General features: G+C 70.0%; 26 protein-coding genes. 17 read left to right on the top strand and 9 right to left on the bottom strand.

Annotation, left to right across the window (positions count from 1 at the left end):
- The first annotated feature begins 12 nt into the window (after window positions 1-12).
- On the top strand, window positions 13-624 hold the full coding sequence (locus L6E10_RS07425; protein ID WP_090095765.1) for an ANTAR domain-containing response regulator: 612 nt from the start codon (window positions 13-15) through the stop codon (window positions 622-624).
- On the opposite strand, the gene L6E10_RS07420 is transcribed toward L6E10_RS07425, so the two are convergent.
- Window positions 605-2,017, bottom strand: a complete 1,413-nt coding sequence (locus L6E10_RS07420) for a hypothetical protein (RefSeq protein WP_236218082.1) — start codon at window positions 2,015-2,017, stop codon at window positions 605-607. The two genes, L6E10_RS07425 and L6E10_RS07420, sit on opposite strands and share 20 nt — an antisense overlap.
- Before the next feature lie 450 nt (window positions 2,018-2,467).
- Between L6E10_RS07420 and L6E10_RS07415 the strand changes: the two genes are divergently transcribed.
- The 5 genes from L6E10_RS07415 (at window position 2,468) to L6E10_RS07395 (ending at window position 7,917) form a co-directional block, all read left to right on the top strand.
- Complete coding sequence (locus L6E10_RS07415) at window positions 2,468-3,694, top strand: branched-chain amino acid ABC transporter substrate-binding protein (RefSeq protein WP_090095767.1); 1,227 nt, start codon at window positions 2,468-2,470, stop codon at window positions 3,692-3,694.
- Between the two features lie 77 nt (window positions 3,695-3,771).
- Window positions 3,772-4,686 (top strand): branched-chain amino acid ABC transporter permease, encoded by a 915-nt coding sequence (locus L6E10_RS07410; protein ID WP_236218080.1) that lies wholly within the window; start codon window positions 3,772-3,774, stop codon window positions 4,684-4,686.
- A complete protein-coding gene (locus L6E10_RS07405) occupies window positions 4,683-6,398 on the top strand; it encodes a branched-chain amino acid ABC transporter permease (protein ID WP_236218078.1) in 1,716 nt (571 codons plus the stop codon). The genes L6E10_RS07410 and L6E10_RS07405 overlap by 4 nt, the downstream gene beginning before the upstream one ends.
- Entirely contained in the window at window positions 6,395-7,204 is an 810-nt protein-coding gene (locus L6E10_RS07400; protein WP_090095769.1) for an ABC transporter ATP-binding protein, read from the top strand. Before L6E10_RS07405 ends, L6E10_RS07400 begins: the two co-directional genes overlap by 4 nt.
- Window positions 7,201-7,917, top strand: coding sequence for an ABC transporter ATP-binding protein (locus tag L6E10_RS07395; RefSeq protein WP_236218076.1), 717 nt, complete (start codon window positions 7,201-7,203; stop codon window positions 7,915-7,917). Before L6E10_RS07400 ends, L6E10_RS07395 begins: the two co-directional genes overlap by 4 nt.
- Window positions 7,918-8,068: 151 nt before the next feature.
- Here L6E10_RS07395 and L6E10_RS07390 read toward each other — a convergent pair whose 3' ends face one another.
- Together L6E10_RS07390 and L6E10_RS07385 are read right to left on the bottom strand one after the other, a co-directional pair.
- Complete coding sequence (locus L6E10_RS07390; protein WP_236218074.1) at window positions 8,069-9,241, bottom strand: S9 family peptidase; 1,173 nt, start codon at window positions 9,239-9,241, stop codon at window positions 8,069-8,071.
- A gap of 76 nt (window positions 9,242-9,317) precedes the next feature.
- Window positions 9,318-9,677 carry a hotdog fold thioesterase gene (locus L6E10_RS07385; RefSeq protein ID WP_236218411.1) on the bottom strand — a complete coding sequence of 120 codons (360 nt, stop codon included), beginning with the start codon at window positions 9,675-9,677 and terminating at the stop codon, window positions 9,318-9,320.
- Window positions 9,678-9,831: 154 nt separating this feature from the next.
- On the opposite strand from L6E10_RS07385, the gene polA reads away from it, so the two are divergent.
- Together polA and L6E10_RS07375 are read left to right on the top strand one after the other, a co-directional pair.
- On the top strand, window positions 9,832-12,456 hold the full coding sequence (gene polA / locus L6E10_RS07380; protein ID WP_236218409.1) for a DNA polymerase I: 2,625 nt from the start codon (window positions 9,832-9,834) through the stop codon (window positions 12,454-12,456).
- A 320-nt stretch (window positions 12,457-12,776) separates the two neighbouring features.
- Window positions 12,777-13,835, top strand: a complete 1,059-nt coding sequence (locus tag L6E10_RS07375) for an Hsp70 family protein (protein ID WP_236218072.1) — start codon at window positions 12,777-12,779, stop codon at window positions 13,833-13,835.
- On the opposite strand, the gene L6E10_RS07370 is transcribed toward L6E10_RS07375, so the two are convergent.
- On the bottom strand, window positions 13,816-15,033 hold the full coding sequence (locus L6E10_RS07370; RefSeq protein WP_236218070.1) for an aminotransferase class V-fold PLP-dependent enzyme: 1,218 nt from the start codon (window positions 15,031-15,033) through the stop codon (window positions 13,816-13,818). The two genes, L6E10_RS07375 and L6E10_RS07370, sit on opposite strands and share 20 nt — an antisense overlap.
- Window positions 15,034-15,088: 55 nt before the next feature.
- Entirely contained in the window at window positions 15,089-15,535 is a 447-nt protein-coding gene (locus L6E10_RS07365; RefSeq protein WP_090095774.1) for a helix-turn-helix domain-containing protein, read from the bottom strand.
- Between the two features lie 77 nt (window positions 15,536-15,612).
- On the opposite strand from L6E10_RS07365, the gene L6E10_RS07360 reads away from it, so the two are divergent.
- The 3 genes from L6E10_RS07360 to L6E10_RS07350 all read left to right on the top strand — a co-directional run bounded on the left by L6E10_RS07360 (window position 15,613) and on the right by L6E10_RS07350 (window position 18,173).
- Window positions 15,613-16,125 (top strand): GNAT family N-acetyltransferase, encoded by a 513-nt coding sequence (locus tag L6E10_RS07360; protein ID WP_236218068.1) that lies wholly within the window; start codon window positions 15,613-15,615, stop codon window positions 16,123-16,125.
- Window positions 16,126-16,149: 24 nt separating this feature from the next.
- Window positions 16,150-16,620, top strand: a complete 471-nt coding sequence (locus L6E10_RS07355; RefSeq protein WP_236218066.1) for a hypothetical protein — start codon at window positions 16,150-16,152, stop codon at window positions 16,618-16,620.
- Window positions 16,621-16,703: 83 nt separating this feature from the next.
- Window positions 16,704-18,173, top strand: a complete 1,470-nt coding sequence (locus L6E10_RS07350; RefSeq protein ID WP_236218064.1) for a PQQ-like beta-propeller repeat protein — start codon at window positions 16,704-16,706, stop codon at window positions 18,171-18,173.
- On the opposite strand, the gene L6E10_RS07345 is transcribed toward L6E10_RS07350, so the two are convergent.
- On the bottom strand, window positions 18,166-19,071 hold the full coding sequence (locus tag L6E10_RS07345) for a nucleoside hydrolase (protein ID WP_236218062.1): 906 nt from the start codon (window positions 19,069-19,071) through the stop codon (window positions 18,166-18,168). The two genes, L6E10_RS07350 and L6E10_RS07345, sit on opposite strands and share 8 nt — an antisense overlap.
- A 55-nt stretch (window positions 19,072-19,126) precedes the next feature.
- On the opposite strand from L6E10_RS07345, the gene L6E10_RS07340 reads away from it, so the two are divergent.
- From L6E10_RS07340 to L6E10_RS07315, 6 genes are all read left to right on the top strand, one after another.
- Window positions 19,127-20,398: a Gfo/Idh/MocA family protein gene (locus L6E10_RS07340; RefSeq protein ID WP_236218060.1), complete on the top strand. Its 1,272-nt coding sequence runs from the start codon at window positions 19,127-19,129 to the stop codon at window positions 20,396-20,398.
- 123 nt (window positions 20,399-20,521) lie between these two features.
- On the top strand, window positions 20,522-21,574 hold the full coding sequence (locus tag L6E10_RS07335) for a Gfo/Idh/MocA family protein (RefSeq protein WP_236218058.1): 1,053 nt from the start codon (window positions 20,522-20,524) through the stop codon (window positions 21,572-21,574).
- An 18-nt stretch (window positions 21,575-21,592) separates the two neighbouring features.
- Entirely contained in the window at window positions 21,593-22,126 is a 534-nt protein-coding gene (locus tag L6E10_RS07330; RefSeq protein ID WP_236218056.1) for a hypothetical protein, read from the top strand.
- 172 nt (window positions 22,127-22,298) lie between these two features.
- Entirely contained in the window at window positions 22,299-22,502 is a 204-nt protein-coding gene (locus L6E10_RS07325) for a cold-shock protein (protein WP_086665400.1), read from the top strand.
- An 88-nt stretch (window positions 22,503-22,590) separates the two neighbouring features.
- The gene (locus L6E10_RS07320) at window positions 22,591-23,163 is read left to right on the top strand and encodes an AAA family ATPase (protein WP_236218054.1); all 573 of its coding nucleotides are present in this window, start codon (window positions 22,591-22,593) and stop codon (window positions 23,161-23,163) included.
- On the top strand, window positions 23,160-23,672 hold the full coding sequence (locus L6E10_RS07315; protein ID WP_236218053.1) for a hypothetical protein: 513 nt from the start codon (window positions 23,160-23,162) through the stop codon (window positions 23,670-23,672). Before L6E10_RS07320 ends, L6E10_RS07315 begins: the two co-directional genes overlap by 4 nt.
- A gap of 28 nt (window positions 23,673-23,700) precedes the next feature.
- Here L6E10_RS07315 and L6E10_RS07310 read toward each other — a convergent pair whose 3' ends face one another.
- The 3 genes from L6E10_RS07310 to L6E10_RS07300 are packed head-to-tail and all read right to left on the bottom strand — an operon-like array spanning window position 23,701 to window position 26,773.
- Window positions 23,701-24,276 (bottom strand): TetR/AcrR family transcriptional regulator, encoded by a 576-nt coding sequence (locus tag L6E10_RS07310; protein ID WP_191302665.1) that lies wholly within the window; start codon window positions 24,274-24,276, stop codon window positions 23,701-23,703.
- Window positions 24,273-26,147 (bottom strand): YhgE/Pip domain-containing protein, encoded by a 1,875-nt coding sequence (locus L6E10_RS07305; RefSeq protein WP_236218052.1) that lies wholly within the window; start codon window positions 26,145-26,147, stop codon window positions 24,273-24,275. The genes L6E10_RS07310 and L6E10_RS07305 overlap by 4 nt, the downstream gene beginning before the upstream one ends.
- A complete protein-coding gene (locus L6E10_RS07300) occupies window positions 26,144-26,773 on the bottom strand; it encodes an ATP-binding cassette domain-containing protein (RefSeq protein WP_236218050.1) in 630 nt (209 codons plus the stop codon). Before L6E10_RS07300 ends, L6E10_RS07305 begins: the two co-directional genes overlap by 4 nt.
- Window positions 26,774-26,787: the final 14 nt, after the last annotated feature.

Genomic DNA, 26,787 nt, shown 5'->3' with positions numbered 1-26,787 from the left:
AGGAGGACCCCGGTGACCCAGCAGGCTGCCGAGGCCCAGTCCGAAGCCACGCGCAAGGCCCCCCGCGTGCTCGTCGCGGAGGACGAGGCGCTGATCCGCCTCGACCTCGTGGAGATGCTCCGCGAGGAGGGCTACGACGTGGCGGGTGAGGCCGCAGATGGCGAGGAGGCCATCAAGCTCGCGACCGAGCTCGACCCCGACCTGGTGATCCTGGACGTCAAGATGCCCAAGGTCGACGGGATCGAGGCGGCGCAGCACATCGCGGGCAACCGGATCGCGCCGGTCGTGATCCTCACCGCGTTCAGCCAGCGCGACCTGGTCGAGCGCGCCCGTGACGCGGGGGCGATGGCGTACCTGGTCAAGCCGTTCGCGAAGCGGGACCTGGTGCCCGCGATCGAGCTGGCGATGAGCCGGTTCAACGAGCTGGCCGCGCTCGAGCAGGAGGTCGCCGGGCTCACCGAGCGCCTGGAGACCCGCAAGGTCGTGGAGCGCGCCAAGGGCATCCTCATGTCCAAGCAGGGCCTGAGCGAGCCGGAGGCGTTCCGGTGGGTGCAGCGCACCGCCATGGACCGCCGCACGACGATGAAGGCCGTCGCGGAAGCCGTCATCGAGAACTTCGGCTGAGTTCGAGCCACACGGAGTCCGTCTGCGCCTCGGGGTTCTCGGGACGCAGGCGGACTTCGACGTTGTGACTGCCTTTCAGCGACAGCTGCACTTCGTGCCGGCCGCCGACGCCGCCCGGAATCGGCATGGTGGCCGCGAGAGAGCTGTCGACGTACACCTCGAAGCCCGCTAACGGCGCCACTGAACGCGCGGGAGACGCGTCGAGGGTGATTGCCAGCGTCGCGTCGTTCGGGGCCACACGGACGAACTCAGCCGTCATCACGGGCAAAACGGGCACGGACTCCTGCGAGACGGCCTCGAGCCGCACCGGTGACGGGCCCGGCACCTCGAAGTAGCTCTCCAGCACCTGGGCTTGCGACGCGCCGGGCATCCGGAGCACGAACGGCGACAGCGCGTCCGGCCCCGACGCTCCGAGCACATCCGCCGGCAGGTCTCCGGCCAGTGTCAGCTCGCTGTCCTGCGCCGTGGACCAGCCGCTCACCACCGGCCGCAACGGCACCCGCGCCGGCCCGAACTGCGCGACCAGGCCGTTCGGATCGCCGCCGTCACCGAGACGCACCGTTGTCCGCAGCCGTGCCGAGGGAGCGTCACGCAACGGTGTGCGCGCCACGCCGATGCCAGGCGCCTCCTCATCGGGATCCAACACCCGCAGCGTCCCTGGCACGAGGTGCGTCTCGGTCACGTCCTCCACGGACTGGCGTGACCCGGTGATCCCGATCGCGTCGATCTCCACGCGTCCCGGGTAGCTCGGCGGAGGGGTCACGCCGACCAGCACGCTCGCCTCGCGCCACTCCGGCACGGCCGGCAAGGACGCGATCTGCGCGCCGTCTTGCACAACGCGCACATCGTTATCTGTCAGCACCGCTTCGAATCGATGCAGAACGCCCGCTCCCCGCGTTCCGGGGGCCACGGAGTCGTCCACGACGACGCGGACCGCATCAGCCGGAGGAATGGGTCCGGCGCGATCCGGCGTTCCGGGGACCAGGTCGAGCACCAGCCTCCCGCGCGGCCCGGCCGCGTCCGTCACCACGACCACCCGGCCTCGTTCCCCCGACTCGCCGAGCTGCAGCAGCGTTCGTGCGCGCAGCACCGCCGTGTCGTTCCCGCACGGCATGTCGAGCACCAAGCGGCCGCCGGAGCCCGTTGCGGGGTTGACGCACCCGCGGCGGGCGCTGAGGTGGTAGCGGCGCTCCAGGAACGGGTCGTCGAAGTCGTCCAGCCAGCCGTTCACCGCTTGGCGCCACGTGTCGTCGCGGGGCTGTTCCCGCGCCCGGACCGGTGCCGACCGCTGGCCGAAGGCGTCCACCGCCCGCACCTCGGGCCGGCCGGACCGGGCGATCTCGGGCGACGCGACGAGCGTGCCGTCGACCTCGTAGCCCGCCGCGCCGGGCACGGGCGCCCACCGGACCCGCCCGTCGCTGCTCCATACGGAGGACGGAGCAGCCGGAGGAGCCGGTCGAGACGGGAGCTGGACGAAATCCGCTGCGTACTTTGTCAGCCGAACGGCCTCTGAACTGCGCTTCTGCAGGGCATCATCGGTATCGCGCAGAACCAGCACCGCTGCGGCCACGACGGCCGCGGCGCCGAGCAAGGCGATCACCCGACGACGGGGAGTCATACGCCGAGGCTATGACAGCCGTCCAAAGAGTGAACGAAGGTTACGGTCTGTGACATTGCTTAAGTAAAACATAACGCCGAGTTGCGTTATGGTCACGAGCCCATTGGCTTTGATGACTGCGGTCACAGTCATCGCCTAGGTTCCGGCCATCCCTCAGGAGAGGGTGATGGAGCGGTGCGCGGAGATCTCGCGCAGCCGGGAGCAGGGATAGAGGAGGGACATCACGTGCGTAAGCACTCTGTGAAGTCCGCAGCGATTGTCGGTGCCTCGCTGCTTGTTCTTGCAGCTTGTGGCTCGAACAAGACCGAGGGCGGCGGCAACACCGGGGGCAGCTGCGACACGTCGAAGGGCACTCTGACCGTCGGTGTTGTCGCCCCGTTGTCCGGGAACCTGTCCGCTCTCGGCCTCGGCATCAAGCAGTCCGCCGAGCTCGCCGTGGACGAGGCGAACAAGAAGTGCACGGTTCCGGGCTACAAGCTGACCGTGTCCGCTCAGGACGACGAGGCCAACCCCGCCAAGGGCGCCCAGGCCGCGACGAAGCTGTCGACCGACCCGAACGTCGTCGGCGTCGTCGGCACGCTCAACTCGTCGGTGGCCCAGACGGTGCAGCCGATCCTGCGGGACAAGAAGATCCCCCAGGTGTCGCCCGCGAACACCAACCCGTCGCTGACCAGGGGCAACGACTTCCTGACCGCCCCGAAGCGCCAGTTCGACAACTACTTCCGCGTCTGCACCACCGACGACCTGCAGGGCCCGTACGCGGCCAACTACCTCGTCGAGAAGGCCGGCAAGAAGAACATCGCCATCATCACCGACGGCAAGACCTACGGTGAGGGCCTCGCCGCCGAGCTGTCGAAGCAGGTCGCCAAGAAGGGCGGCAAGATCGTCGGCTCCGAGAAGGTCGGCGAGAAGGACACCGACTTCTCCGGCGTCATCTCCAAGATCAAGGCGCTGAACCCGGACGCCGTCTACTACGGCGGTGAGTACCCGGTCGCCGGCCCGCTGTCCAAGCAGATGGCGTCCGCCGGTCTCAACGTCCCGCTGATGGGCGGCGACGGCATCTTCGACCCGAAGTTCGTCGAGCTCGGCGGCAAGGAGGGCGACCTCGCCACCTCCGTCGGCGCGCCGACCGAGTCCCTGGCCACGGCCAAGGCCTTCGTCGAGGCGTACAAGGCCAAGTTCGGCAAGGAGGACTACGCCGCCTACGGTGCGTTCTCCTACGACGCCGCGAACGCGATCATCGGTGGTCTGGCCAAGACCGTCGAGGGCGGTGCCTGGGACGACTCGAAGCGCGACGCCATGCTGACCAACGTCGGTGCCTACAGCGGCTCCGGCGCCACGGGTGAGGTCAAGTTCGACCAGTACGGCGACAGCACGAACAAGGTGCTGACGGTCTACTCGGTCACCTCTGGCAAGTGGAAGGACGTTCAGACCGGCGAGTTCACCGGCTGACGACTACCTAGTCACTGATTGAAGCCACGGCGGGGGCGGGCGTTGTTTGCTCGCCCCCGCCGTCTACGGAGGTAGTCGTGTCAGTCCTGCTCCAACAGCTGGCCAACGGGGTCGTGCAGGGTGCGTTGATCGCCCTGATCGCCCTCGGGTACACGATGGTGTACGGCATCATCCAGCTGATCAACTTCGCCCACGGCGAGGTCTTCATGGTGGCCTCGTACGGAGGCCTCGCCACGTTCACGCTTCTTCCGGAAGACCTCCAGAAGTCGCCTGCCGTGGCCCTGCCGCTCATGTTCGTCGGCGGCATCGTGGTGGCGGTCGTCGTCGCCGTGGTCATGGAACGCTTCGCCTACCGGCCGCTGCGCAACGCACCCCGGCTGGCACCGCTGATCACAGCGCTCGGCGTGTCCGTCTTCCTGCAGGAGGCCGTGCGCGTTTTCTACCCGAACGCCAAGTCGAACCTGCCGTACCCGAAGGTCTTCCCCGAGGGCAACCTCACGCTCGGCCCCGTCAACGTGTCGTGGACCGGTGTGCTGCTCGTCGGGCTCTCGATCGGCCTCGCGGTCATCCTGCAGACCTACATCAACAAGTCGAGGATGGGCCGGGCGATGCGCGCGACCGCGCAGGACCCCGACACCGCGAAGCTCATGGGCGTGAACCCGAACCGGGTGATCGTGCTGACGTTCGTGTTCGGCGCCGTGCTCGCCGGTGTCGCCGGCATCATGTACGGCGGCTACCTGAACAACATCAACATCGACATGGGCTTCCAGACCGGCATCTTCGCCTTCACGGCGGCGGTCCTGGGCGGTGTCGGCAGCATTCGGGGCGCGGTCATCGGCGCGTTCATCATCGGTCTGATCAAGACCGTGGCCGGCCAGTACATGCCGGGTGGTACCCAGTACGACTACGTGTGGATCTTCGTCGTGCTGATCCTCGTGCTCGTCTTCCGCCCGCAGGGTCTGTTCGGCGAGCCGGAAAGGGTGCGCGCATGAGCACGGTCGACACTTCTTCTGGCAAGCGCTCCGCGCTCGCACCGCTCGGCAAGCCGTTCGCGGCCGCCGGTGGCGTCCTGGGCATCGTCGCGGCACTGCTGCCGTGGGTCACGTTCACCCTCAACGACGGCAACTGGCCCGACAAGTCGACGCTGCAGTTCTTCGACGCGCCGTTCTCGGTCACCGGTTTCCGCTGGCACGTCCTGGTGCTCGGCGTCCTCATCCTGGTCGCCGCGTTCGCGCCGGTCCCGTCCAAGGGCCGGGTCGTCCGGGCGCTCGGCTGGGGCCTCACCCTCGTGTCGTTCGTCAACGCCGCGTACATCACGGTCAAGGGCGGTGGCCTCGGCGCCATCACGGCCCTCGACGGCGCGACCGCGTTCGGCGGTGTGGTCGGCCTGGTCGCCGGTGTGCTGGCGATCCTCGCGGGCTACGGCATCGGCATCGAGCCGGTGGGCGACTGGAGGTTCAAGGTCTCGACGCCGGTCGCGTACCTCGTCCTGGTGGTGTCGTTCGGCGCGGTGCTCTACGCCGTCGCGGCGATGCTGACCACCGGTGGCGTCGGCTCGGCCAACCCGTACGCGGGCGCGATCTTCCTGTCGTTCCTCGGGTTCGCCGCAGGCATTCTGGCCGCGCTGAGCGGCGTCGGGTTCGTGCGCTGGATCTCGGCCCTGTCCGAGCAGCACCGCGTGTTCAGCGTGGTCGTGCTGGCGGCGTGCGCGCTGCTGCTGCCGTTCACCGACGCGGGCAACGAGTACTGGATGACGGTCGCGGCGAACATCGGCATCTACGCCGCCACCGCGATCGGCCTGAACATCGTCGTCGGCCTCGCGGGTCTGCTCGACCTCGGGTACGTGGCGTTCATGGGCATCGGCGCCCTCGTGGCGGCGAACTTCTCCGGTGCGGCCACCGCGTACTTCGGTTTCGACCTGCCGTTCCCCGTCGCCGCCGTCATCGCGGCGGTCGTGGCCGGCATCTTCGGCGCCGTCGTCGGTTCGCCGACGCTGCGGGTCCGCGGTGACTACCTCGCGATCGTGACGCTGGCGTTCGGTGAGATCTTCACCCGCTCCGCGCAGAACGACATCGGTGGCTTCACCAACGGGTCCAACGCCATCCCCGGCATCCCGGCGCTGTCGCTGTTCGGCACGGAGTTCAACCGGTCGATCTCGATCGGCTCGGTGAAGCTTCCCGCGGGTGTCCTCTACTACATCCTCATCGTGCTGCTCGTCGCGGCGACGATGGCCGTGTTCGCGAACCTCAAGTTCAGCCGCATCGGCCGGGCCTGGATCGCGATCCGCGAGGACGAGGACGCCGCCCGCGCGATGGGCATCCGCACCGGCAAGATGAAGATCCTCGCGTTCCTCATCGGTGCCATGCTCGCGGGTCTCGCGGGCGCGGTGTTCGCGCACAAGAACGGCACCGTCTCGTACGAGTCGTTCAAGTTCCTCGAGTCGGTCACGCTGCTCGCGGCGGTCATCCTGGGCGGCATGGGCTCGATCCCCGGCGCCGTGCTCGGTGCCGCGTTGCTGTTCGTGCTGCCCGAAAAGCTGCGCGACTTCGAGGACTACCGCCTCATGATCTTCGGCCTCGCGCTGATCCTGATCATGCGGTTCCGGCCGGTCGGCCTGATCCCCGATGCGCACAGGCGCGCTGAGATGGTCGAACGCGCCGATGAGAACGCCGAAGAGGCGCATTTGGAGGCGAAGAAGGCATGAGCACGCCGGTTTTGGAGGCGCGCGACGTCTCGATGGTCTTCGGTGGCCTCAAGGCGTTGAAGGGCGTCACCCTGACGCTCGAAGAAGGAAAGATCGTCGGCCTGATCGGCCCGAACGGCGCGGGGAAGACCACGTTCTTCAACTGCCTCACGGGTCTCTACACGCCGACCACCGGTCAGGTGCTGCTCAAGGGCAACGTCCTGCCCGGCGACCCGGCGAAGGTGACGGACGCGGGCGTGGCCCGCACGTTCCAGAACATCCGCCTGTTCCCCAGCATGACCGTGCTGGAGAACGTCATGGTGGGCCGTCACGTCCGGATGAAGCAGGGCCCGCTGGCCTCGCTGTTCCACGGCCCCGCCTACCACCGCGGTGAGAAGGCGGCGCGCGAGCGGTCGCGGGAGCTGCTCGCGTTCGTCGGCCTGAACGGCGTGGACGACGAGCTCTCGCGCAACCTCCCCTACGGCGACCAGCGCCGTCTGGAGATCGCGCGCGCGTTGGCGACGGATCCGGCGGTGCTGCTGCTGGACGAGCCCACCGCGGGTATGAACCCGCAGGAGACGGAAGCGACGCAGCAGCTGATCTTCCGCATCCGCGAGACGGGTGTGTCCGTCGTGGTCATCGAGCACGACATCAAGTTCATCTTCGGCCTGTGCGACTCGGTCTCCGTGCTCGTGCAGGGCGAACTGCTCGTCGAGGGCAGCCCCGAGGTCGTGCGGGCGGACCCGCGGGTGGTCGAGGCCTACCTCGGCAAGCCGCCGGAGGAAGTCCAGCACGACGTCGAGGCCGCGAAGGGAGAGCAGGCATGAGCCCGCTGCTCGAAGTCCGCAACCTCTCGGTCGCCTACGGCGCGATCGAGGCCGTCCGCGACATCTCGTTCACCGTCGAGGCCGGCCAGATCGTGTCGCTCATCGGCTCGAACGGCGCGGGCAAGACCACGACTCTGCGCACGATCTCGGGCCTGCTCCGGCCCGCGGCCGGCGACATCCTGTTCCAGGGCAAGCCGATCCACAACCAGCCGGCGCACGCGATCCTCGGCATGGGCATCTCGCACTCGCCCGAGGGTCGTCGGCTCTTCCCGCGGATGACCGTGGAGGAGAACCTGCAGCTCGGTGCGTACGTCCGCAAGGACGACGGGGTGCAGGCCGACATGCAGCGCGTGTACGACCTCTTCCCCGTGCTGGGGGAGCGGCGGCACAACAAGGCCGGCCTGTTCTCCGGCGGTGAGCAGCAGATGCTCGCCATCGGCCGCGCGATGATGTCCAAGCCCCGCCTGCTCATGCTCGACGAGCCCTCGATGGGTCTCTCGCCGATCATGACGCAGCGGATCTTCGACACCATCAAGGAGCTGCAGTCGCTCGGCACCACCATTCTGCTGGTGGAGCAGAACGCCCTCGCGGCTCTGGCGTTGTCGGACCACGGGTACGTGATCGACCTCGGCAAGACCACTCTGGACGGTCCGGGGCACTCGCTCCTGGCCGACCAGCGGGTGCGCGACGCGTACCTGGGTGAGGCCCACTGAGGTTCGTCGTCGTGGGAGCGGGGCGGAGGACTTTCCTCCGCCCCGCTTTCGTTTGCGCGCAGGAGCTCGGGTCCGCTGGGAGCCGCGGGGTGAGGCGGTGCCGGCCTGGCCCCGAGGCGCTTGCGGCCTCGCCGCGCGCCGAGCCTCCCGCTCAGGCGCGGTCGAAGTCGGCCAGGATGCGGGGCAAGGCCAGCTTGGCGGCCCTGCCGTGGTTCACGTCGGCGCCCAGGTCGACGAGCGTGCTGCGGGCGTGGTGCTTCTTGAGCCGTTGGTCGCAGTAGGCCGAGGTCTCGAGGAGCGTGTCGCGGTCGCCGGCCGAGGAGTAGATCGTCACCGGGACCGAGGGGCGCCAGTCGCAGTAGCTGTCGGCCTCGCGGAGCTTCGCGCGGAGGATGCCCGTGGGGTTCCGCAGCCGGGCGGAGTAGGAGTCGGTCAGCAGTTCGCGCATGGTGGCGGGGAGGTGCCGGAAGATCTCCTCGTTGGGGTGCTCGCCGTCGAACAGCGCCTCGACCGACGGGTCGCGGAAGACCTCGGCCGGGCTGTCGTAGAGGGGGAAGAGGCGCTTCCAGGCCACCGTCCAGTACGCCATGTACGCGACGCCGTTGGCGATCTCGTCGTCCAGCGCCTCGGCCACCAGCAGGCTCGGCTTGAACGGGCCGCCGATCGGGGCCAGGGCCCCCACCTCCAGCCGGGGGTCGGCACCGCGCTGCAGGGCCTGGCCCAGCGCCATCGCCGCGTGGCCGCCCTGGGAATGGCCGGTGATCATGACGCGCCGGTCGGGGCGCAAGCCCCTCGACGCGGCGTACGAGCGGGCGGCGCGCAAGGCGTCGACGGACGCGGTGACCGTGGACGGGGCGTCGACGTACGGGTGGAAGCCCGGGCCGGTGCCGAGGCCCAGGTAGTCCGGCGCCGTGGTCAGGTAGCCCGCCGAGGCGAACAGGTAGGTGGCCGCCCTGTCGTTGCCGTCGGCCACGGACGCGACGGAGCCCCGGTACCCCGTGGTGCCGTGCAGCCACGCTGCCTGGCGGGGCGTTCTGCCGCCGTCGCGCGGCAGGGCGACCAGGGCGCTCGCCGTCGTCGGTTTCCCGAAGGCGTCGACGGTGCGGTAGGTGATGCGCTTCGCCTCCACGGCGAAGCGGACGCGCGAGGCGTCCAGGGCGTGGTCCCGCAGGTGTGCGGCCAGCTGGTCGGTGTCCATCGTGGACACCGGGACGACGTCGAGGAGCTCGCCGCGCGCCGGGCGCGCCGACGCGGTGGCGGGGACCGAGGCCGCGACCAGCGCGCCGCACAGGACCGCTGCTGACAGTCGGGTCGTGAAGGTCATGCGACCCACGATGTCGCGCTGGTCTTGGTCGCACACTGGGGCTGACCGCACAACCGAGGTGTGGTTTACCCCAGTGTCAGGCGCCGGGCGCTTTGGGGCGCAGGAGGCAGGTGAGGCGGGCGGTGCAGGTGCGCTTGCCGTCCTCGTCGGTCACCACGATCTCGTACGTCGTGGTGCTCCGTCCCAGGTGGATCGGACGGGCCACGCCGGTGACGGTGCCCTCGCGCGCCGCGCGGTGGTGGGTGCAGGAGAGCTCGAGCCCGACGGCGATCAGCCCGTGCTGGGACGCGTGCATCGCGGAGGCGATGGAGCCGAGCTGTTCGGCGAGCACGGCGTTCGCGCCGCCGTGGAGGAGGCCGAACGGCTGGCGGTTGCCTTTGACCGGCATCGTGCCGACCATCTCCTGCACATCCCATCGGGTGATTTCGATGCCCATGCGGACGTGCAGCTGTTCATCGGCGAACTCGATCGGCAGGTCGGGGGTCACGCGGGCTCCAAGGGCTCAAGCAGAACTGTCAGACCCCCACCCTAGACTCGGGCCCGTGACTACCTCAGACGTGAAGCGGCTCCTGCTCATCGACGGTCACTCGATGGCCTACCGAGCGTTCTACGCCCTGCCCGCCGAGAACTTCGTGACGAAGACGGGCCAGGTCACGAACGCCGTGTACGGGTTCACGTCCATGTTGATCAACATCCTGCGCGACGAGAAACCGACGCACGTGGCGGTGGCGTTCGACGTCTCGCGCAAGACTTTCCGCTCCGAGCAGTACCCCGAGTACAAGGCCGGTCGGACCAAGACGCCGGACGAGTTCCGCAGCCAGGTCTCCCTGATCCAGGACGTGCTCGCCACGCTCCGCATCCCCACGATGGAGAAGGAGAACTACGAGGCGGACGACATCATCGCGACCCTGACCACGCAGGCCGTGGCGCAGGGCGTCGAGGTGGAGATCGTCACCGGGGACCGGGACGCGTTCCAGCTGGTCAGCGACCAGGTCACGGTGCTGTACCCGGTCAAGGGCGTCTCGGAGATGGGGCGGTTCACGCCCGCGTACGTCGAGGAGAAGCACGGTGTGCGCCCCGACCAGTACGCGGACTACGCGGCGGTGCGCGGCGACTCGTCGGACAACCTGCCGAACACGCCGGGCGTCGGCCCGAAGACGATCATCAAGCTGCTCAACCAGTTCGGCGGGCTCAACGAGCTCGTCGACCGCGTCGACGAGGTGCCGGGCAAGGTCGGCGAGGCGCTGCGCGGCAACCTGGCGAACATCATCATGAACCGCCAGCTCACCGAGCTGGTCAAGGACGTCGAGCTGCCGTACACGATCGACGGTCTCGAGGTGCAGCAGTGGGACCGCGACGCCGTGCACGCGCTGTTCGACGAGCTGGAGTTCCGCGTCCTGCGCGACCGTCTCTTCCAGACCCTGACGACGGCGGAGCCCGAGGCCGAGGAGGGCTTCGAGGTCTCCGGTGGCGCCATCCCCGCCGGCACGCTCAAGGCGTGGCTCGGCGAGAACGCGAGCAAGACCCGGGTGGGCGTCGCCCTGCGCATCACGACCGAGCTGGAGGGCGTCGCGCTGTGCACGGCCACCGGTGAGGGCGGCTACGTCGACGTCACGCAGCTGAACGAGGCCGACGAGCAGGCGCTCGCCGCGTGGCTGGCCGACGAGGGCGTGGCGAAGGCGGGCCACGACCTGAAGCTGCCGTTGCGGCGCGTGCGCGCCCGCGGGTGGAAGCTGCGCGGCCTGACGTCGGACACGGCGCTGGCCGCCTACCTGGTGCGTCCCGGCCAGCGCTCGTTCGCGCTCGACGACCTGGCGCTGCGCTACCTCAAGCGGGAGCTGCGCGCGGAGGAGTCCGGCGACGGCCAGCTGTCGCTGCTCTCCGACGAGTCCGAGGAGGCGCAGAAGCTCGCCACCAGCACGATCCTGCGCGCGCGTGCCGTCGCCGAGCTCGCGGACCGCCTCGACGAGGAACTGGTCGCGATCGGCGGCACCGACCTGCTCGCGAACCTCGAGCTGCCGCTCATGAACGTGCTCGACGAGGTGGAGGCGGTCGGCATCGCGATCGACGTCGAGCACCTCTCGGAGCTGGAGGCGCACTTCGCCGCGGGTGTGAAGCAGGCGGCCCAGGACGCGTACTCGGTGATCGGCAAGGAGATCAACCTCGGCAGCCCGAAGCAGCTGCAGACGGTCCTCTTCGACGAGCTGAACATGCCGAAGACGAAGAAGACCAAGACCGGCTACACCACGGACGCGGACGCGCTGCAGAACCTGTTCGAGCAGACCGAGCACCCGTTCCTGCAGCACCTGCTCGCGCACCGCGACGTCACGCGGCTCAAGTCCACTGTGGACGGCCTGCTGAAGTCGGTGGCGGACGACGGCCGCATCCACACGACGTTCCACCAGACGATCGCCGCGACGGGCCGGCTGTCCTCGACGGACCCGAACCTGCAGAACATCCCGATCCGCACGGACGAGGGCCGCCGCATCCGCCAGGCGTTCGTCGTCGGCGAGGGCTACGCGGAGCTGATGACCGCGGACTACAGCCAGATCGAGATGCGGATCATGGCGACGCTGTCCGGCGACGAGGGCCTCATCGCGGCGTTCAACAGCGGCGAGGACCTGCACACGTACGTGGCCTCGCAGGCGTTCTCCATCCCCACCTCCGAGGTGACGGGGGAGATGCGCCGCCGCATCAAGGCGATGTCGTACGGCCTCGCGTACGGCCTGTCGGTGTTCGGCCTGTCGCAGCAGCTGCGCATCCCGACCGAAGAGGCCCGCGAGCAGATGGAGGCGTACTTCGCCCGCTTCGGCGGAGTGCGCGACTACCTCAACGAGATCGTCGAGAAGGCCCGCAAGGACGGCTACACCGAGACCGTCCTCGGCCGCCGCCGCTACCTGCCGGACCTGACGTCGGACAACCGCCAGCGCCGCGAGATGGCCGAGCGCATGGCCCTCAACGCGCCGATCCAGGGCAGCGCCGCCGACATCATCAAGGTGGCCATGCTGGGCGTCTACCGCGCACTGGAGTCCTCGGGCCTGCGCTCGCGGATGCTCCTGCAGGTCCACGACGAACTGGTGCTGGAGGTCGCCGACGGCGAGCGCGAGGCCGTCGAGGCCCTCGTGCGCGACCAGATGGGCAACGCCTACCGGCTGCGGGTCCCGCTCGAGGTCTCGGTCGGCGTGGGCCGCTCCTGGGACGACGCCGCCCACTAGTCGCGGACACGACAGCCCGCCATCCCGGTCAGGGGTGGCGGGCCGTGGCGCGAGAAGGTGCTTCGCGGGCCGCGTGACCGGCGGCAGGCTCACCTTCACACCGGTCGGTCTGACCCTGTGAGGCGGACGACGCCGTCGCGGCCGCACGCGTTGTCCCGCAACGAGGTGTTCCGCCGGGGCGCCACCGTTCACCACGGTGCCCGCACCACCGCGACGGCCGCACGAACACCTCATGCCGTTGTGATCGCAGCGAGAAGGAAATGAACCGCGTCATGTGAGACGTACGTGTTGTGGGTGTCCGCAGTGAGGGGTGACCCGCAATGTCGTACCAGGTTGGGCTCGATCTCGGATCCGCAGGCACCACCGTCGCCACCGCCCGTGGCGTCACGACCGGCCACAGGCGTCAGCAGGCGCCTGCCGGGGAAATCGCGCAGGTCCTCGACGGCCTCGCACAGCGGTACGGGGCGTCGCCGAGCCGTGTCGCGCTGACGCATCCGCTGTGCTGGCCGCACGAACACCTCGAACAGCTCAGGCAGGACCTGGTCGACGAGGGGCGCGCGGACGTGTTGTTCGTGCCGTCACCGCACGCCGCCGCCATCGCGTTCGACGCCGACGTGCGGATGCCCGAGCACAGCACCGTGGCGGTGTTCGACTTCGGCGCCACCGGGTGCGACATCGCGGTGTTGCGCAAGCGGGGCGTGTTGTTGCTGGCAGGGCAGCCGGAACGGGTGGAGGGCGGCGGCTTCGGGCTCGACGAGCTGGTGGCGGAGCACGTCATCGCGAAGATCGGCACGCACAGTCTGGAGCTCGTGCGCAGCTGCGTCGAGGCGAAGGAGCTGCTCGGCAGCTACCCGGAGGTCCGGATCCCCTACGTCGCGAGCGGCGAGGTGCGGGAGGTGCGGCTCAGCCGGCTGGAGTTCGAGGCGGTCATCCGGCCGTCGGTGGAGAGGGTGGTCGACGCGCTGGAACGCGTGGCGGCGAGCGCGGGGCCGTGCCCGGACGTCGTCCTGCTCGTCGGCGGCTCGTCGCGGATCCCGCTGGTGACGAGGGAGATCGGCGAACGGCTGGGCATCCCGGTGATGAGAGCGCCGGAGGGCGCCGCGGCGATGGGCGCGTACCTCGAAGCCCGGCGGCTCGACCCCGAACCCGCGGACGTGCACGCCGTCGAGGTGCCGGCGCCTCGACGCGAGGAGGAGCGCGAGCGCGGCCTGCCGACGACGCCGTTCATCGCGGCGGGGCTGCTCGCCCTCGTCCTGGGCGGCGGGTGGGCGGCGCACCGGGCGTGGGACGAGCCGAAGGTGATCATGGAGAACACCAGCGTGCGGCTGGAACCGCCCGGGACGGCCGAGCTGCCCCGGATCAGCGCACCCGCGCCCTGATCTCGCGCAGCGTCCTGTCGATCTCCTCCGGGGTGTTGAGGATCGACGTGCCGATCCGCGCGTACGGGATCCGGTAGGCCGCGGTGGTGATCTGGATCTGCTTCCGCGCCAGGTGTTCCACGAGCTCGGTCCCGGTGTGGCCGGGGACGTCGAAGCACACGAGGCCCGCGGACACCGCCGGGTCGCGCGGGGTGTGGACGACGACGCCGGGGATCTCGGCCAGGCCGGCGGAGAACCGGCCGGACAGCTCGGCGATGCGGGCCACCACCCGCTCGCGGCCGAGCCGCTGGTGGAACCGCACCGCCGCCCGCACCGCGTACTGGTGCTCGAACGCGTGGAAGCCACCCGGCCCGAGCAACGCCGTCTCGCTGCGGTCGCTCAGGCTCGGCAGCAGCGGCGTGATCTGGTCGCGCACCTCGGGGTTCACCCACACCATGCCGGTGCCGCGCGGCCCGAAGAGCCACTTGTGCGTGCCCGCCACGAACACGTCGGCTCCGAGGCGTGCCGCGTCGTCGTCGACCGCCGCCAGTCCGTGCACGCCGTCGACGACGAGAAGACAGCGGTCCTCCGCCGCCCGGCCCTTGTTGGCCTCGGCGACGACCTGCGCGCACGCCCGCACCGGCATCTTCACACCCGTGCTCGACTGCACCCACGTGATACCCACGGCACGGGTTCGCGGCGTGATCGAGTTCCGCAGCCGCGTCGCCACCTCGTCCTCGGTGACCTTCGCGGAGCTCTCGTAGAGCGTGCCGACCCTGACCTTCGCCCCGACGCGTCCCGCCGCCAGCCGTGCGGCCTGCTGGTGCCACGCGTGGTCCTGGTCGCTGAGCAGCACCTCCTGGTCCGCGCGCAGTTCCAGGCCGCCGTAGACGATCGAGAGTCCCATGGTCGTGTTCGGCACGAACGCGATGTCGTCCGCCGAGCCGCCGACGTACTCCCCGAGGGCGGCCGCGACCTCCTGCGCCTGCCCGGGCATCAGGTCGTGCGAGTTGGCGTCGAGGCGGCGCCGGAAGTCGTCGACGGCGTCCCGCACCTCCCGCGGGTTCGACGCGAGGTAGAAGAGCCCGAGGTTCACGAGCGCCGGGTCGAGCCGGAACTCGCGGCGCACCGCGGCCCAGTCCACTCCCCGCGCGGCCGACGACGCGGTCGGCGCGACGGCGAGCAGCCCGGCCCCGACGAGGAAGTCACGACGATCCATGCCGTCCATTGGACAGCGGCGCGGGCACCGGCGCGAAGGGCAATCCGGCCGCAGTTCACTCCCTGGCTGTCACCTGCACGTCACGCGCGGTCAACTCGACGCCGCACCCGGTGCACTCGACCTTTGCGCGCACGCCGCCTCCGCAGTCGCGGTGGTGCAGGTGGAACGACTCCTCCTCGTCCGGCGCCATCCACTTCTCACCCCACGTCCGCAGCGCCATCAGCACCGGGTAGAGGTCGCGGCCCTTCTCGGTGAGCCGGTACTCGTGCCGCGTGCGGCCGTCCTCGTGGTACGGCACGCGCTTGAGCACGTTCTCCTGCAGCAGCACGTTCAGGCGGTCGGTCAGGACGCTGCGCGAGATGTCCATCGTGGCCTGGAAGTCCTCGAAGCGGCGGGTGCCCAGGAAGATCTGGCGGAGCAGCAGCAGGGTCCAGCGCTCGCCCAGCAACGCCGCGGGGCGGCTCAGCGTGCAGGGCATGCTCGCGAAACTCGAGTACGGCATGACACCAGGATATCCCTTGCGTTCGATTTTCGAACTCAGCTACAGTTCGGATTCCGAACTCAGAGGGGTCGATCCTCATGCGCGTCACCGAGCTCAACCGCGACACCGCGCCGGAAGCTGTCGACGCGGTGTTCGCGGGACTCTCCGCCCGAAGCCGCTACCTGCGCTTCCACTCACCGACGCCGCGGCTGACGGCCTCGGCCCGCCGCGTGCTGACCGACGTGGACGGGGAACGGCATGCGGCCGTGTGCGCCCGGATCGGCGGTGACCCGGTCGGCATCGCGAGGGTGATCAAGACCGGCGAGTGCGGGGCGGAGATCGCGGTCGCCGTGGTCGACCTCTGGCAACGCCGCGGTGTGGGCCGCCGGTTGCTGGAGGAGCTGACCTCGGTCGCGGCTCGGCTGGGCGTCGCCGAGCTGCGCGGCACCGTGCTCCCGGACAACCACGCGATGCTCGCGCTCGTGCGCAAGGTGCTGCCCGGCGTGCGGCTGACCAGGGAGGACGACGCCGTTGAACTGAGCTACCCGCTCGCGTGGGCGCTCGCCGAGATCTCGGACGCCGACCTTGTAGACAGCTTGCAGAGAACTTAGAGACGACGGTCAGAGCATGGCCGCGTGACCACTGTTCGTGCCGCCGGCCGCCTCATCACCCGTCCCGAGATCGTGGCGCGCGCCTGCTCGTGGGTGCGCGACTCGGTCCCGTACGGCCAGACCTCGTTCCACCGCAACGAGCACGGCCTCTACCGCGCCGACTGCTCCGGCTTCGTCTCGATGGCGTGGGCGCTGCCCGGCAGGCCCGAGCACCGCCACGGCGGCCTGGACACGCCTGGACTCGCGGGCGTGAGCAGCCTGATCGCGCCCTGGGAGCTGCGGGCGGGGGACGTGGTCATCCGCGCGGACGGCACGAACCTCACGCGGCACGTCGTGATCTTCGCCGCGTGGGCGGCGGAGCCGGGGAGGTACTGGGCGTACGAGCAGGCCGGTGGTCACCGCACCCGGTTGCGCGCGCTCACCTATCCCTACGAGACGGGAGCGGAGCTCTACGTCCCGCGCCGCTACCAGAGCGTTCTGGAGGGGCCGGGCTAGTCCACGCCAACGGTCAAAATCCACAGCAACGAGGAACGTTCGACCGGACCAAAACTTCACATCGCCTTGCTACCGTGACCGGCATGAAACGGTGGGGGATGTTGGCGGTAGCCGCGGCGGCCATCACGTTCGGGTCGACGCTGGCCATGCCCGACGTCGCTGTCGCCGCCGCCGAGGGCGGCGTGATCTGCGGGACGTACGAGGCCAACTCCAAGATCACGCGCAGCGAGGTCCTGGCGCGCTCGCGGACGTGGATCAGCGCGCGCGTCCCGTACAGCCAGGCCGACTGCTTCGGCACCAGGTACGGCGCCTACCGCACCGACTGCTCCGGCTTCGTCTCGATGGCCTGGGGCCTGCGCATCTCCTACACCACGCACATCCTCGAGCAGGTCGCGCACCGCATCGACTGGGAGGACCTCCGTCCCGGCGACGCGCTCAACGACCGCGAGAGCCACGTCGCGCTGTTCATCGGCTGGGCCGACGCGGCCAAGACGCGGCCGATCGTCCGCGAGCAGGCCGGGCCGGACGGCAGCCGGACCGTTCAGCGCGTGTGGAGCGCGAGCACGGCCCGTCAGTACGTGCCGCTGCGCTACAACAACATCGTCGAGGCCGGCGGCGCCGGCTCCGGCAGCGAGACGCCGGTGACGGACAAGCTCGTCGTCAGCTCCGGCCCGCAGGTCTCGAACACCGGCCAGCAGCAGCTCGAGATCTTCGCCCGCGACGCGGACGGCGCGGTCATCACGAACTTCCACAAGACCAGCCGCTGGAACGGGTGGCAGCAGCTCGGCTCCGAGCACTTCGCGGGCGACCCGGTCGCGCTGGTGAACCCCCAGACGAAGATCGTCGAGGTGTTCGCGCGCGGCACCGACGACCGGATCTACCGCCGCGTCGACGGCCACTGGGCCGCGCTCGGCGACACGGTCGTCGCGGGTGATCCGGCCCTGCAGTGGAACGACAGGACGAAGGCCGTGGAGGTCCTGGCCCGCGGAGTGGACGGTTCGCTGCTGCGCTTCACGGACAAGTGGGCGCAGGTCGGCGACCGCAAGATCCAGGGCACCCCGGTCGTCGCCGAGAACGACGTCTACGCGCGCTCCTCCGACGACAAGCTCGTCAAGTGGGACGGCACGACCTGGCGGGACCAGGGCGACAAGAAGATCGTGAGCGACCCCAGCGTCGCCGTCGACCAGGTCTTCGTGCGCACCGAGTCCGGCAGCGTCGAGCAGTACGCGGCGGGCGTCTGGACCTCGCTCGGCGGCAAGGGCACCGGCGCCCCGTCGGCCGTCTACAACTCGACGACCGGCTCCATCGACGTCGTGCAGCTCGGCGAGGGCGGCTTCGTCGAGCACTCCCGCGCGGCCGACAAGGGCTGGACCACGTGGGCGCGGCTCGGCACCACCAAGGTCGCCGAGGCGCCGAGCGCGATGTACCACGCGCAGACGAAGACCGTCGAGGTCTTCGCCCGCACCGAGGACGGCAAGCTGGTCCGCCGCTTCCACAAGGAGAAGGCCGGCTGGAGCCAGTGGGCGCTGCTCAGCGACCGCGGCATCAGCTGAGCGCCTTCACCGCCTCGACCACGACCTCGAAGAACCGTTCGACGTCCAGGCCCACGGCCACACGGGCGTTGGGCGGTTCTCCCGTTCTGCCGTGCAGGTCGACCACGGTCGCGCCACGTGTGAACGTCCCGGTCGTCTCGATCCCCACGAACGCGTCCACGCACGTCACCAGGGACGGGTCGATCACCCGCGCGACCGCGACCGGGTCGTGCAGCGGTGGCGCCTCGAACCCGAACACCTCGCGGTAGGTCGCCGCGAAGAACGTCATCAGCTCGCCGCAGATCCGCCCGAGCGGCCCCAGGGCGTGCAACCGCGCCACCACTTCCGGGGTCACCAGTGCCCGGTGCGTCACGTTCAACCCGACCATGGTGACGGGCACACCGCTGCCGAACACGATCGCGGCGGCCTCCGGGTCCACGTAGATGTTGAACTCCGCGTACGGCGTCGTGTTGCCGCGTCCGGTCGATCCACCCATCAGGACGATCTCGCGCACCGCGGAGGTGCCGTACCGCTGCAGGTACATCGCCACGTTGGTCAGCGCGCCGGTCGCCACCAGCGTCGCCGGCATGTTCGCGTGCATCACGTCGATCGCGTGATCCTCCACCACGTCAACGGTAAGAGCGCCGAAAGCGGGTCCGTCCATACCGGACTCGCCGTGGATGTCTTCGGCGACGTACAACGGTCGCACCAGCGGTCTCGCGCATCCCCGCGCGATCGGCACCGAGATCCCGGCCGCCGAACAGATCCGCTGGGCGTTCAGCGTGACCTTGCCGAGCGTCTGGTTCGCCGCGACGGTCGTGATCGCGCGCAGGTCGATCTCGGGCGATCCCGCCGCGAGCAGGATCGCGATCGCGTCGTCGTGGCCGGGGTCGCAGTCGAGCACCACAGGAGTCGGCATGACCCCATCCTGCCCCTGCCGTAGCGTGGGGAAAACGTTTTCAGGGGGGTCGCGGATGGAACGCAGGCGCTATGCGGTGGTCGGCACGGGCTCGCGCGCGGAGCGGCACGTCCACGCCATCGCGGTCGAACACGCGGACACGTGCGAGCTCGTCGCGTTCGCCGACGTGAACCGCACCCGGATGAACGTCCACAACGAGCGGCTGGCCGAGTTCGGCCTCGGCCCGGTTCCCGCCTACGACGCTGCCGACTTCCTGAAGATGCTCGACGAGCAACGGGTCGACGTGGTCGTGGTGACCACCGTCGACCGGTTCCACGACAGGTACGTCGTCGAAGCGCTCGACGCCGGCCGGGACGTCGTGACCGAGAAACCCATGACGACGGACGTGCCGTCGGCCCGCAAGGTCCTCGACGCCGTGCACCGCAACGGCGGCAACGTCACCGTCACGTTCAACTACCGCTACAACCCGATCCACGAGAAGGTGCGCGCGCTGCTCGCGGACGGTGCTGTCGGCGAGATCGGGTCCGTGCACTTCGAGTGGTTGCTCGACACCCGGCACGGCGCCGACTACTTCCGCCGCTGGCACCGCGACAAGGCCAACTCCGGCGGGCTCGTGGTGCACAAGTCGACCCATCACTTCGACCTGCTCAACTGGTGGGTCGGTTCGGTGCCCGACACCGTGTACGCACAGGGCCGGTTGTTCTTCTACGGTCACGAGAACGGCGAACGCCACGGCTACACCGACGACGACCGGTTCGCGATCGACCTGACGCGGAACGACTGGTTGCGGAGGCTCTACCTCGACGCGTGCCACGAGGACGGCTACCGCCGCGACCGCAACCCGTTCGACCCCGGTGTGTCCATTGAGGACGACGTGTCCGTGCTCGTCCGGTACGCGAGCGGCGCGACCCTGACGTACCACCTCACGGCCTACTCGCCGTGGGAGGGCTACCGGCTGATGGTCAACGGCAGCAGGGGACGCCTCGAACTGGAGGTCGTCGAGAACTCCTGGGTGTCGGGCCAGAACCCGTCCGTGCACGGCGTCGGCGCCAGTCCGGAGCAGGGCTGGGCGAAGCTCTCCGTGCAGCGGCTGTTCGAGGAGCGGGAGGAGATCCCGCTGGAGTACGACCGCGAGGGCCACGGCGGCGCCGACCGGCGGATGGTCGACGCGCTGTACGGACCGGCCGGGCAGCAGGACCCGCTCGGGCGCCGGGCGACGCACCACGACGGCGCGCTGTCACTGCTGACCGGGTTCGCCGCCAACCGCAGCTTCTCCACCGGCGGGCCGGTCCGCGTCGCCGACCTGCTGGACCTCCGGCGGCCGTGACGGTGCCGCCGCGGGTGTCCGGATGCTGTCGCAAGCGTGTCTTGGTCGGCTCGGCGCATTGAATTTCGCGGCACCTCGGCCGATGCTGGCCTGCGGGTGATCGCGGCGGGCCCGAGAAGGGTGATGACGATGCGTGTTGCGCTGGTCGGTGCTCGGGGGCGTGGGGCGCGGCACGTCGAGAACCTGCTGAGGCTCGGCCGCGACGGGGTCGCCACGTTCGTCGGTGTCGTGGACGTGGCGGACGTCGACGTGCCGGTGCCGTCCTACCCCGACCTGCCCTCGCTCGCCGCGGAGCTGCACCCGGAGGTCGTGGTGGTCTCCTCGCCGCCCGCGACGCACCGCGACCTGGTCCTGGAGGCCTTCGGGCTCGGCTGCGACGTGCTCGTCGAGAAGCCCGCGGTGCTGTCGGTGGCGGACTTCGACGAGATCTCCGCCGCCGCCCACGACCGCGGGCTCGTGTGCCAGCTCGGGTTCCAGGCGCAGGGCACGGGTTCGTACCGCCGCCTCTGCTCGTTGATCGGCTCCGGTGCGTTGGGCGACATCTCGGGCATCGGCGCCGCCGGCCGTTGGGTGCGCACGGACTCCTACTACGAACGGGCCGAGTGGGCCGGGCGGCAGGGCGAGGACGGGACGCTCGTGAACCCGTTCGCGCACGCACTGCAGAACGCGTTGCTTCTCGCCGATGTCGAGGAACGGACCGACATCACCGTCGAGCTGGAGCTGTACCGGTGCCGCGACACGATCACAGCGGACGACACGGCCTGCGTCCGCGTGACGTCGGACGGTGCGCCGCCGGTCGTGGTCGCCACGACGTTGTGCGCCACGACGTCGTTGCCGCCGGTCGTCCTCGTGCACGGATCGCTCGGACAGGCCGTGTGGTGGTACGACGACGACCGGCTCACGGTCAACGACCACCGCATGGCCGTGACGCCGCCCACCGACCTGCTCGAGAACCTCGTCCGCCACCGGCAGTCGGGCGAGCCCCTCGTCGCGCCGCTCGCCGCCGCGCGGGCGTTCACATCGGTCGTGGAGCAGTGCGGCAAGGCCGACGTGCCGCTGCTGCCCGCCCGCCGGGTGGGTGACCGGGTGGTGCTCGACGGCATCGACGAGGTCGTCGTGCGGGCGGCCGAGAAGGTCGCCACGTTCGCGGAGCTCGGCTGCCGGTTCGGGCGGTAGTCTCCCGCGAGGTCCGCCGTGTTCGGGAGAGTGGCGTTGGACACCTACATCGACCTCAGGGACGTCCGGGTCTCCGGCTACGTCAGCACGGGGCTCATCGCCCTGGTCGCCGCCGAGTCCGTGTGGGGCACGGTCAACGACTGGCAGGGCGGCTCGCCGTCGTGGAGCTTCCTCGCGATCGTGCTGGTCCTCCCCGCCGCCGTGGCGTTCGTCGTGTGGTTGCGCAACGCCACGCACAACGCCGAGGCGATCGCGCTGCACGGCGTGCGGATGGTGTCGCAGGTGTGGAAGGCGAGCGACCCGGACCAGCGCGAGGTGCCGTTCGCCGAGCGCGTGGCGAGTCCGCTGATCAAGCCGTGGCAGTACGCGTTCCTCGCGATGGTCCTGTGCGACGTGCTCGAGTCGTTGCTGCTCGACACCCGCGCGTACGTGGTGTTCTCGACGTTGTCCACCCTGTGTGCCCTGGGAGCGGCGGGCCTCGCGTGCTTCGTCGTCCTCCGGATCTCGGCCATGCAGCAGCGGTTCGCGGTCCCCATTCGCCAACGGCCGTGACTTCGGGTAGTGTTCTCTGGTGGTTGCGGTTTTGTGTTCGTGTTCTGCACGCTCGCCGAACTTCAGTTGCGAGCGCTTCTCCTTCTTCACGGTTGGGGCGGTCTGCTCATGACCAACCACTGAGTGGTCGCACAGTGCGGCTCGCTCGTCAGTAATCAAGGAGAAGCAGTACATGGCTAACGGCACCGTCAAGTGGTTCAACGCCGAAAAGGGCTTCGGCTTCATCGCCCCCGAGGACGGCGGCGCTGACGTCTTCGTCCACTACTCGGCCCTCAACGGTGGCGGCTACCGCAGCCTCGAAGAGAACCAGAAGGTCTCGTTCGACGTCACGCAGGGCCAGAAGGGCCCGCAGGCGACGAACGTCACCGCTCTCTGACGTCGTCTTTCACGAACGCGGGGCCCCGGGAACTTCCCGGGGCCCCGCGTTCGTGTCGTCCCCGTCGCGTTTCCCCTAGCCTGGCCCGATGCCGTTGCTCGGACCAGCCGATCCGCTGCCGCACGTGCCCCGGCGCGTTCTCGTCGCCGGCAACGCGGGAGCGGGCAAGTCGACTCTCTGCCGGCGCATCGCACGGCAGCACGGCCTGCGCCGGGTCGAACTGGACAGCCTCTACTGGGGCCCGCGGTGGACGCCCCGCCCCGAGTTCCGCGCCGACGTGGCGGCGTTCGCCCGCCAGGACGCCTGGGTCACCGAGTTCCAGTACAACGAGGTGCGCCCGGAGCTGCTGGCCCGCGCGGACACGCTCGTGTGGCTGGACCACCCGTTCCCGGTAGTCGTGGGACGTCTCGTCGTCCGCACGATCAGACGGCGGGCGGGCAGGGTCGAGTTGTGGAACGGTAACCAGGAACCGTCGTTGTGGTCGGTGTTCACCGACTCCGAGCACATCCTGCGGTGGGGCCCGAGGACCTACCGGCGCAGCAGGACCAGGGTGCTCGCCCTGGTCGACGACGTGGTGGTCGTGCGGCTGCGCGGGCAGGCGCAGGTGGAGCGGTGGCTGGCCGGGCCGCTGGCCTCGGTCGGGGAGGAGCGTGCCCGGTGAGAACGGCTCTGGTGCTCAGCGGAACCGGCATGCTGGCCGGCTGCGCGCAACAGCTCGTGGCACGCGGGTGGCGGGTCGTGCTGCCGTCGCGGACCCAGCCGCTGGCCGCCGATGACGGCCCGGGCAGGGCAGCGCGCGCGTCGATCTCGCGCGGACACCGCCCGACCTGGGTGCGAGCCGACTGGGCCGACCCCGCGGCGCTCGCCTCGGAGGTCGAGTACGAGCTCGACGGCCACCTCGTGAACCTGCTGGTGGCGTGGGTGCACACCAGCTACCGCACAGGAGTGCTCACCGCTGTGCACCGCCTTCTCGCCGAGGGCGCACCGGTGGTGGAGGTGCACACGTGCGCGCCGGTGCCGGACCCGGTGCTGCCGAACCCGACCCAGCAGGTGCTGCTCGGCCACTTCGCCCACGACGCCACCCGCCGCACGAGCCGTGCGGTGCTGGAAGCCGTCGAACGGGCGTTGGAGGGACGGCCCCCCTCGCTGCACTACGAGGACGCCCGCTGAGCCACGCCTTCCGGATCTCGGCCGGGTTTCACCGCGCCGAGCGCATCCCCCGCACCAGCAGCATGACCGACTCGCGCACCTCCGCCCGCGACCGCTCCGGCTGGAAGACCTGCCAGTCCAGCGCGATCACGAGCAGCGTGCCGAACAACGCCGCCGAGGCCGTGCCGACCTCGACCCCCTCGGGCAGGCGCCCGGCGTCGGACAGGCGCTTCATCTGACCGCGCACGATCGACACGATGTCGTCGCGCAGCAACGAGAGAGTGCCGTGCCATTGGCCAGGTGTGCGCCACAGCTCCGAGACGAGCAACTGGCCGAACGCCGGGTACTCGGCCCAGAAGCCGAGCATCTCGTCGACCAGGGCCTCCAGCGAGTCCTCGGAGCCCTCGGCCGAGCGCAGCCTGCCCGCGAGGATCTCGACGCCGTGGTGCAGCAGGGCCTCGACCAAGGCGTCCTTGGAGGCGAAGTTGTAGTAGATCGTGCCCTTGGCGACACCCGCCTCCGCGGCGATCTCGTCGACCGTCACCGAGGCCGCGCCCCGTTCGCCGACGAGCTTCAACGCCGCGTCGAAGAGCTTCTGCTTGGTCGCCGTCGTCCGGGCGCTCACAGCACGAGCTCCGGCTTCAGCTTGGACGCTGTCCACACGCGCTGCTTGTAGGCCGCCACGGACGCCAAGGCTAGGGCCCCGACCAGCCAGGCGAGAAGGATCAGCACGTCCCTGCCGACGCTGCCGAGGTCACCGCCGTACATGAGGTGGCGCAGACCGTCGACCGCGTAGCCCATCGGCAGGCCGTAGTGCAGCGGGTACAGCGGCACCGGGATCGTCTGCCACGGGAACGTGCCGCCCGCGCTGACCAGCTGCAGGATCAGCAGGATCAGACCGAGGAACTTGCCCACAGCACCGAACGCGGCGTTCAGGGCGTGCAGGATCGCCACGAACGTGAGCGACATCAGCACGAGGAAGCCGAACGTGCCGAGGGGATTCGACGGCTCGATGTCGACCACGAACCGAACGACCGAGAACATCACGAGCACCTGCACGACGCCGAGCAACGCACCGGGCAGCCAGCCGCCCAACGCAACCCTGAGCGCCGACTGACCCGCGGCGAGCGCACGGCGTGAGAGCGGACGCAGCAGCAGGAACAGCACGAACGCGCCGATCCACGTAGCGAGACCGAGGAAGAACGGGGCGAGGCCCGCGCCGTACGTGGCGGCCTTGGTCTGGGACAGGCCGCGCACCGCCACCGGGTCGCCGATGGCCTGCGCGATCGCGGCACGGGTCGGGTCGTCGGCGTTCGGGATCTTGTCGACGCCACCGGTGAGACCGTCGCGCAGCTGAGCGGAGCCGTCGGCGACCTTGGCCGCGCCGTCGCGCAGCTGCGGTGTGCCGGTGGCCGCCTTCTGCAGACCGTCGCGCAGTGTCGTGGCGCCGTCGTCGAGCTTGGCGATGCCGGCGGTCAGGGCGGGCATCTTCTCCGAGAGCTGCTCGGCGCCGTCGGCCACCTGGTCCGCGCCGTTCGCGAGCTTGCGCAGGTCGCCCGCCGCGCCCTGGACCTTGCCGTTGGCGTCGTCGACGGGTTTGCGGACCTGGCCGAGAGTGGTCAGCACGTTCTGCACCTGCTCCTCGGTGAAGCCCAGGGAGCGCAGGCGGATCGCGATGTCGCCGTCGGTCTGGTCGAGCACGCCGACCAGGGCCTGGGCCTTCGCCGCGTACTCCTCCGCCGAGCGGGCGGCGGTCTCGTTGCCGTCCGCGACCTGGCGCGCCCCGTCGGCGATCTTCTTCGCGCCGGCGGGCAGCTGTGCGGTCTGCGTGCGCAGCTCGTGGGTGCCGTCGCGGAGCTGCGCGGCGCCACTCGCCAGCTGCTGGACGCCGCTGTCGAGCTCACCGATCTTGTCCCGCAACGTGGCACTGCCGTCCGCGAGCTGCCGGGCGCCGTCCGCGGCCTTGGTGGTCTCCTCGCGGATCGTGGAGAACCCGAGCAGGAACCTGTCGGCGGCCTCGGTGGAGACCTTCGCCGTGATGGCCCTGCGGACCTCGCTCACCACCTGGTTCGCGATCGTGGAGCCGAGGTAGTTGTTGGCGTCGTTGGTCGTCAGGGTCAGCACGCCCTGACGGGGCTTCTGCTGCTCCGCGGACGTGAGCGCCTCCGAGAAGTCCTCCGGCAGGGTCAGCGCGAAGATGTACCTGCCCTTGCGCACGCCCTCGTCGGCGTCGTCGACCACCTGCCAGTTGAACTTCTTGCCGTTCAACAGCTCGTCGGCGACGTCCTTGCCCGCGTTGAGGTCCTTGGCGCCCTTGTCCTTGACGACGAGCGCGGCGGGCACGTGGTTGAGGTTCGCGTACGGGTCCTTGTTGGCGTACAGGTAGAGCGACGCGTACAGCAGGGGCACGAGGGCCAGGGCCAGGACGGCGAGCTTGGGGAGCTTGCCGGAGGTGATCCGGCGCAGCTCGTTGAAGGCCATGCGAAGGGCGCTCATGCGGTGATCTCCATCTTGGTGTCGTTGTCCTCACCAAGGCGCGCGTGCGGGGTGCCGAGAATGCCGGCCGAGGAGTTCGAGCACAGGACGACGACGGCCCGTTCGGGGCTCACGTGGTCGTGCGCCAGGGCGAACCACTCGCGCGGGTCGGGGTGGTAGCGGTCCGGGCAGTCGAGGACGAGCGTCGTCACGCCGGGACGCGCGGCGGCCAGGTCGAGCAGCACCGCGCACCGCGTCTGCGCCGGAACGTGCTCGAAGCGCTTGGTCGCGTGCTCGTCGGCGGCGTGCTCGACCAACCAGTCGTGCACCGCCTTCTTGCCCGACGGCATGCCGTTCATGGCGAGCTCCTCACCGACGACGGCCGCGAGGCTCAGCGACTCCTCCGGCTCGTTCACCTCGGGGGCGTCGACCAGCACGACCTGCTTGCGCAGCTTCGCGGCGTCGGGCGACACGGTGCCGGTCGAGGGCTTCATGCGGCCGGAGAGCAGGAGCGCGAGCGCGGTGTGCCCGGCGCCGGGCTCGCCCGCGACCAGCGTCAGCTCGCCGGGCTTCACGGTCAGCGAGGTCGGCCGGAGCAGGGGACCATGGCCCCCGTTGACGCCCGCGCGTCGTGCCTGGATCTCCACGGCCTTTACCTTCC

The organism is Lentzea sp. CC55, assembly GCF_021056325.1.
Classification (GTDB): domain Bacteria; phylum Actinomycetota; class Actinomycetes; order Mycobacteriales; family Pseudonocardiaceae; genus Lentzea; species Lentzea jiangxiensis.
This window is presented reverse-complemented; position numbering and strand designations above follow the sequence as displayed.

Excerpts from the sequence above, each read along its gene's own strand:
- L6E10_RS07405 (WP_236218078.1), top strand. The coding sequence starts at position 4,683 with ATGAGCACGGTCGACACTTCTTCTGGCAAGCGCTCCGCGCTCGCACCG.
- L6E10_RS07400 (WP_090095769.1), top strand. The coding sequence starts at position 6,395 with ATGAGCACGCCGGTTTTGGAGGCGCGCGACGTCTCGATGGTCTTCGGT.
- L6E10_RS07395 (WP_236218076.1), top strand. The coding sequence starts at position 7,201 with ATGAGCCCGCTGCTCGAAGTCCGCAACCTCTCGGTCGCCTACGGCGCG.
- L6E10_RS07390 (WP_236218074.1), bottom strand. The coding sequence starts at position 9,241 with ATGACCTTCACGACCCGACTGTCAGCAGCGGTCCTGTGCGGCGCGCTG.
- L6E10_RS07385 (WP_236218411.1), bottom strand. The coding sequence starts at position 9,677 with ATGGGCATCGAAATCACCCGATGGGATGTGCAGGAGATGGTCGGCACG.
- polA (WP_236218409.1), top strand. The coding sequence starts at position 9,832 with ATGGCCTACCGAGCGTTCTACGCCCTGCCCGCCGAGAACTTCGTGACG.
- L6E10_RS07375 (WP_236218072.1), top strand. The coding sequence starts at position 12,777 with ATGTCGTACCAGGTTGGGCTCGATCTCGGATCCGCAGGCACCACCGTC.
- L6E10_RS07370 (WP_236218070.1), bottom strand. The coding sequence starts at position 15,033 with ATGGATCGTCGTGACTTCCTCGTCGGGGCCGGGCTGCTCGCCGTCGCG.
- L6E10_RS07365 (WP_090095774.1), bottom strand. The coding sequence starts at position 15,535 with ATGCCGTACTCGAGTTTCGCGAGCATGCCCTGCACGCTGAGCCGCCCC.
- L6E10_RS07360 (WP_236218068.1), top strand. The coding sequence starts at position 15,613 with ATGCGCGTCACCGAGCTCAACCGCGACACCGCGCCGGAAGCTGTCGAC.
- L6E10_RS07350 (WP_236218064.1), top strand. The coding sequence starts at position 16,704 with ATGAAACGGTGGGGGATGTTGGCGGTAGCCGCGGCGGCCATCACGTTC.
- L6E10_RS07345 (WP_236218062.1), bottom strand. The coding sequence starts at position 19,071 with ATGCCGACTCCTGTGGTGCTCGACTGCGACCCCGGCCACGACGACGCG.
- L6E10_RS07340 (WP_236218060.1), top strand. The coding sequence starts at position 19,127 with ATGGAACGCAGGCGCTATGCGGTGGTCGGCACGGGCTCGCGCGCGGAG.
- L6E10_RS07335 (WP_236218058.1), top strand. The coding sequence starts at position 20,522 with ATGACGATGCGTGTTGCGCTGGTCGGTGCTCGGGGGCGTGGGGCGCGG.
- L6E10_RS07325 (WP_086665400.1), top strand. The coding sequence starts at position 22,299 with ATGGCTAACGGCACCGTCAAGTGGTTCAACGCCGAAAAGGGCTTCGGC.
- L6E10_RS07320 (WP_236218054.1), top strand. The coding sequence starts at position 22,591 with ATGCCGTTGCTCGGACCAGCCGATCCGCTGCCGCACGTGCCCCGGCGC.
- L6E10_RS07305 (WP_236218052.1), bottom strand. The coding sequence starts at position 26,147 with ATGAGCGCCCTTCGCATGGCCTTCAACGAGCTGCGCCGGATCACCTCC.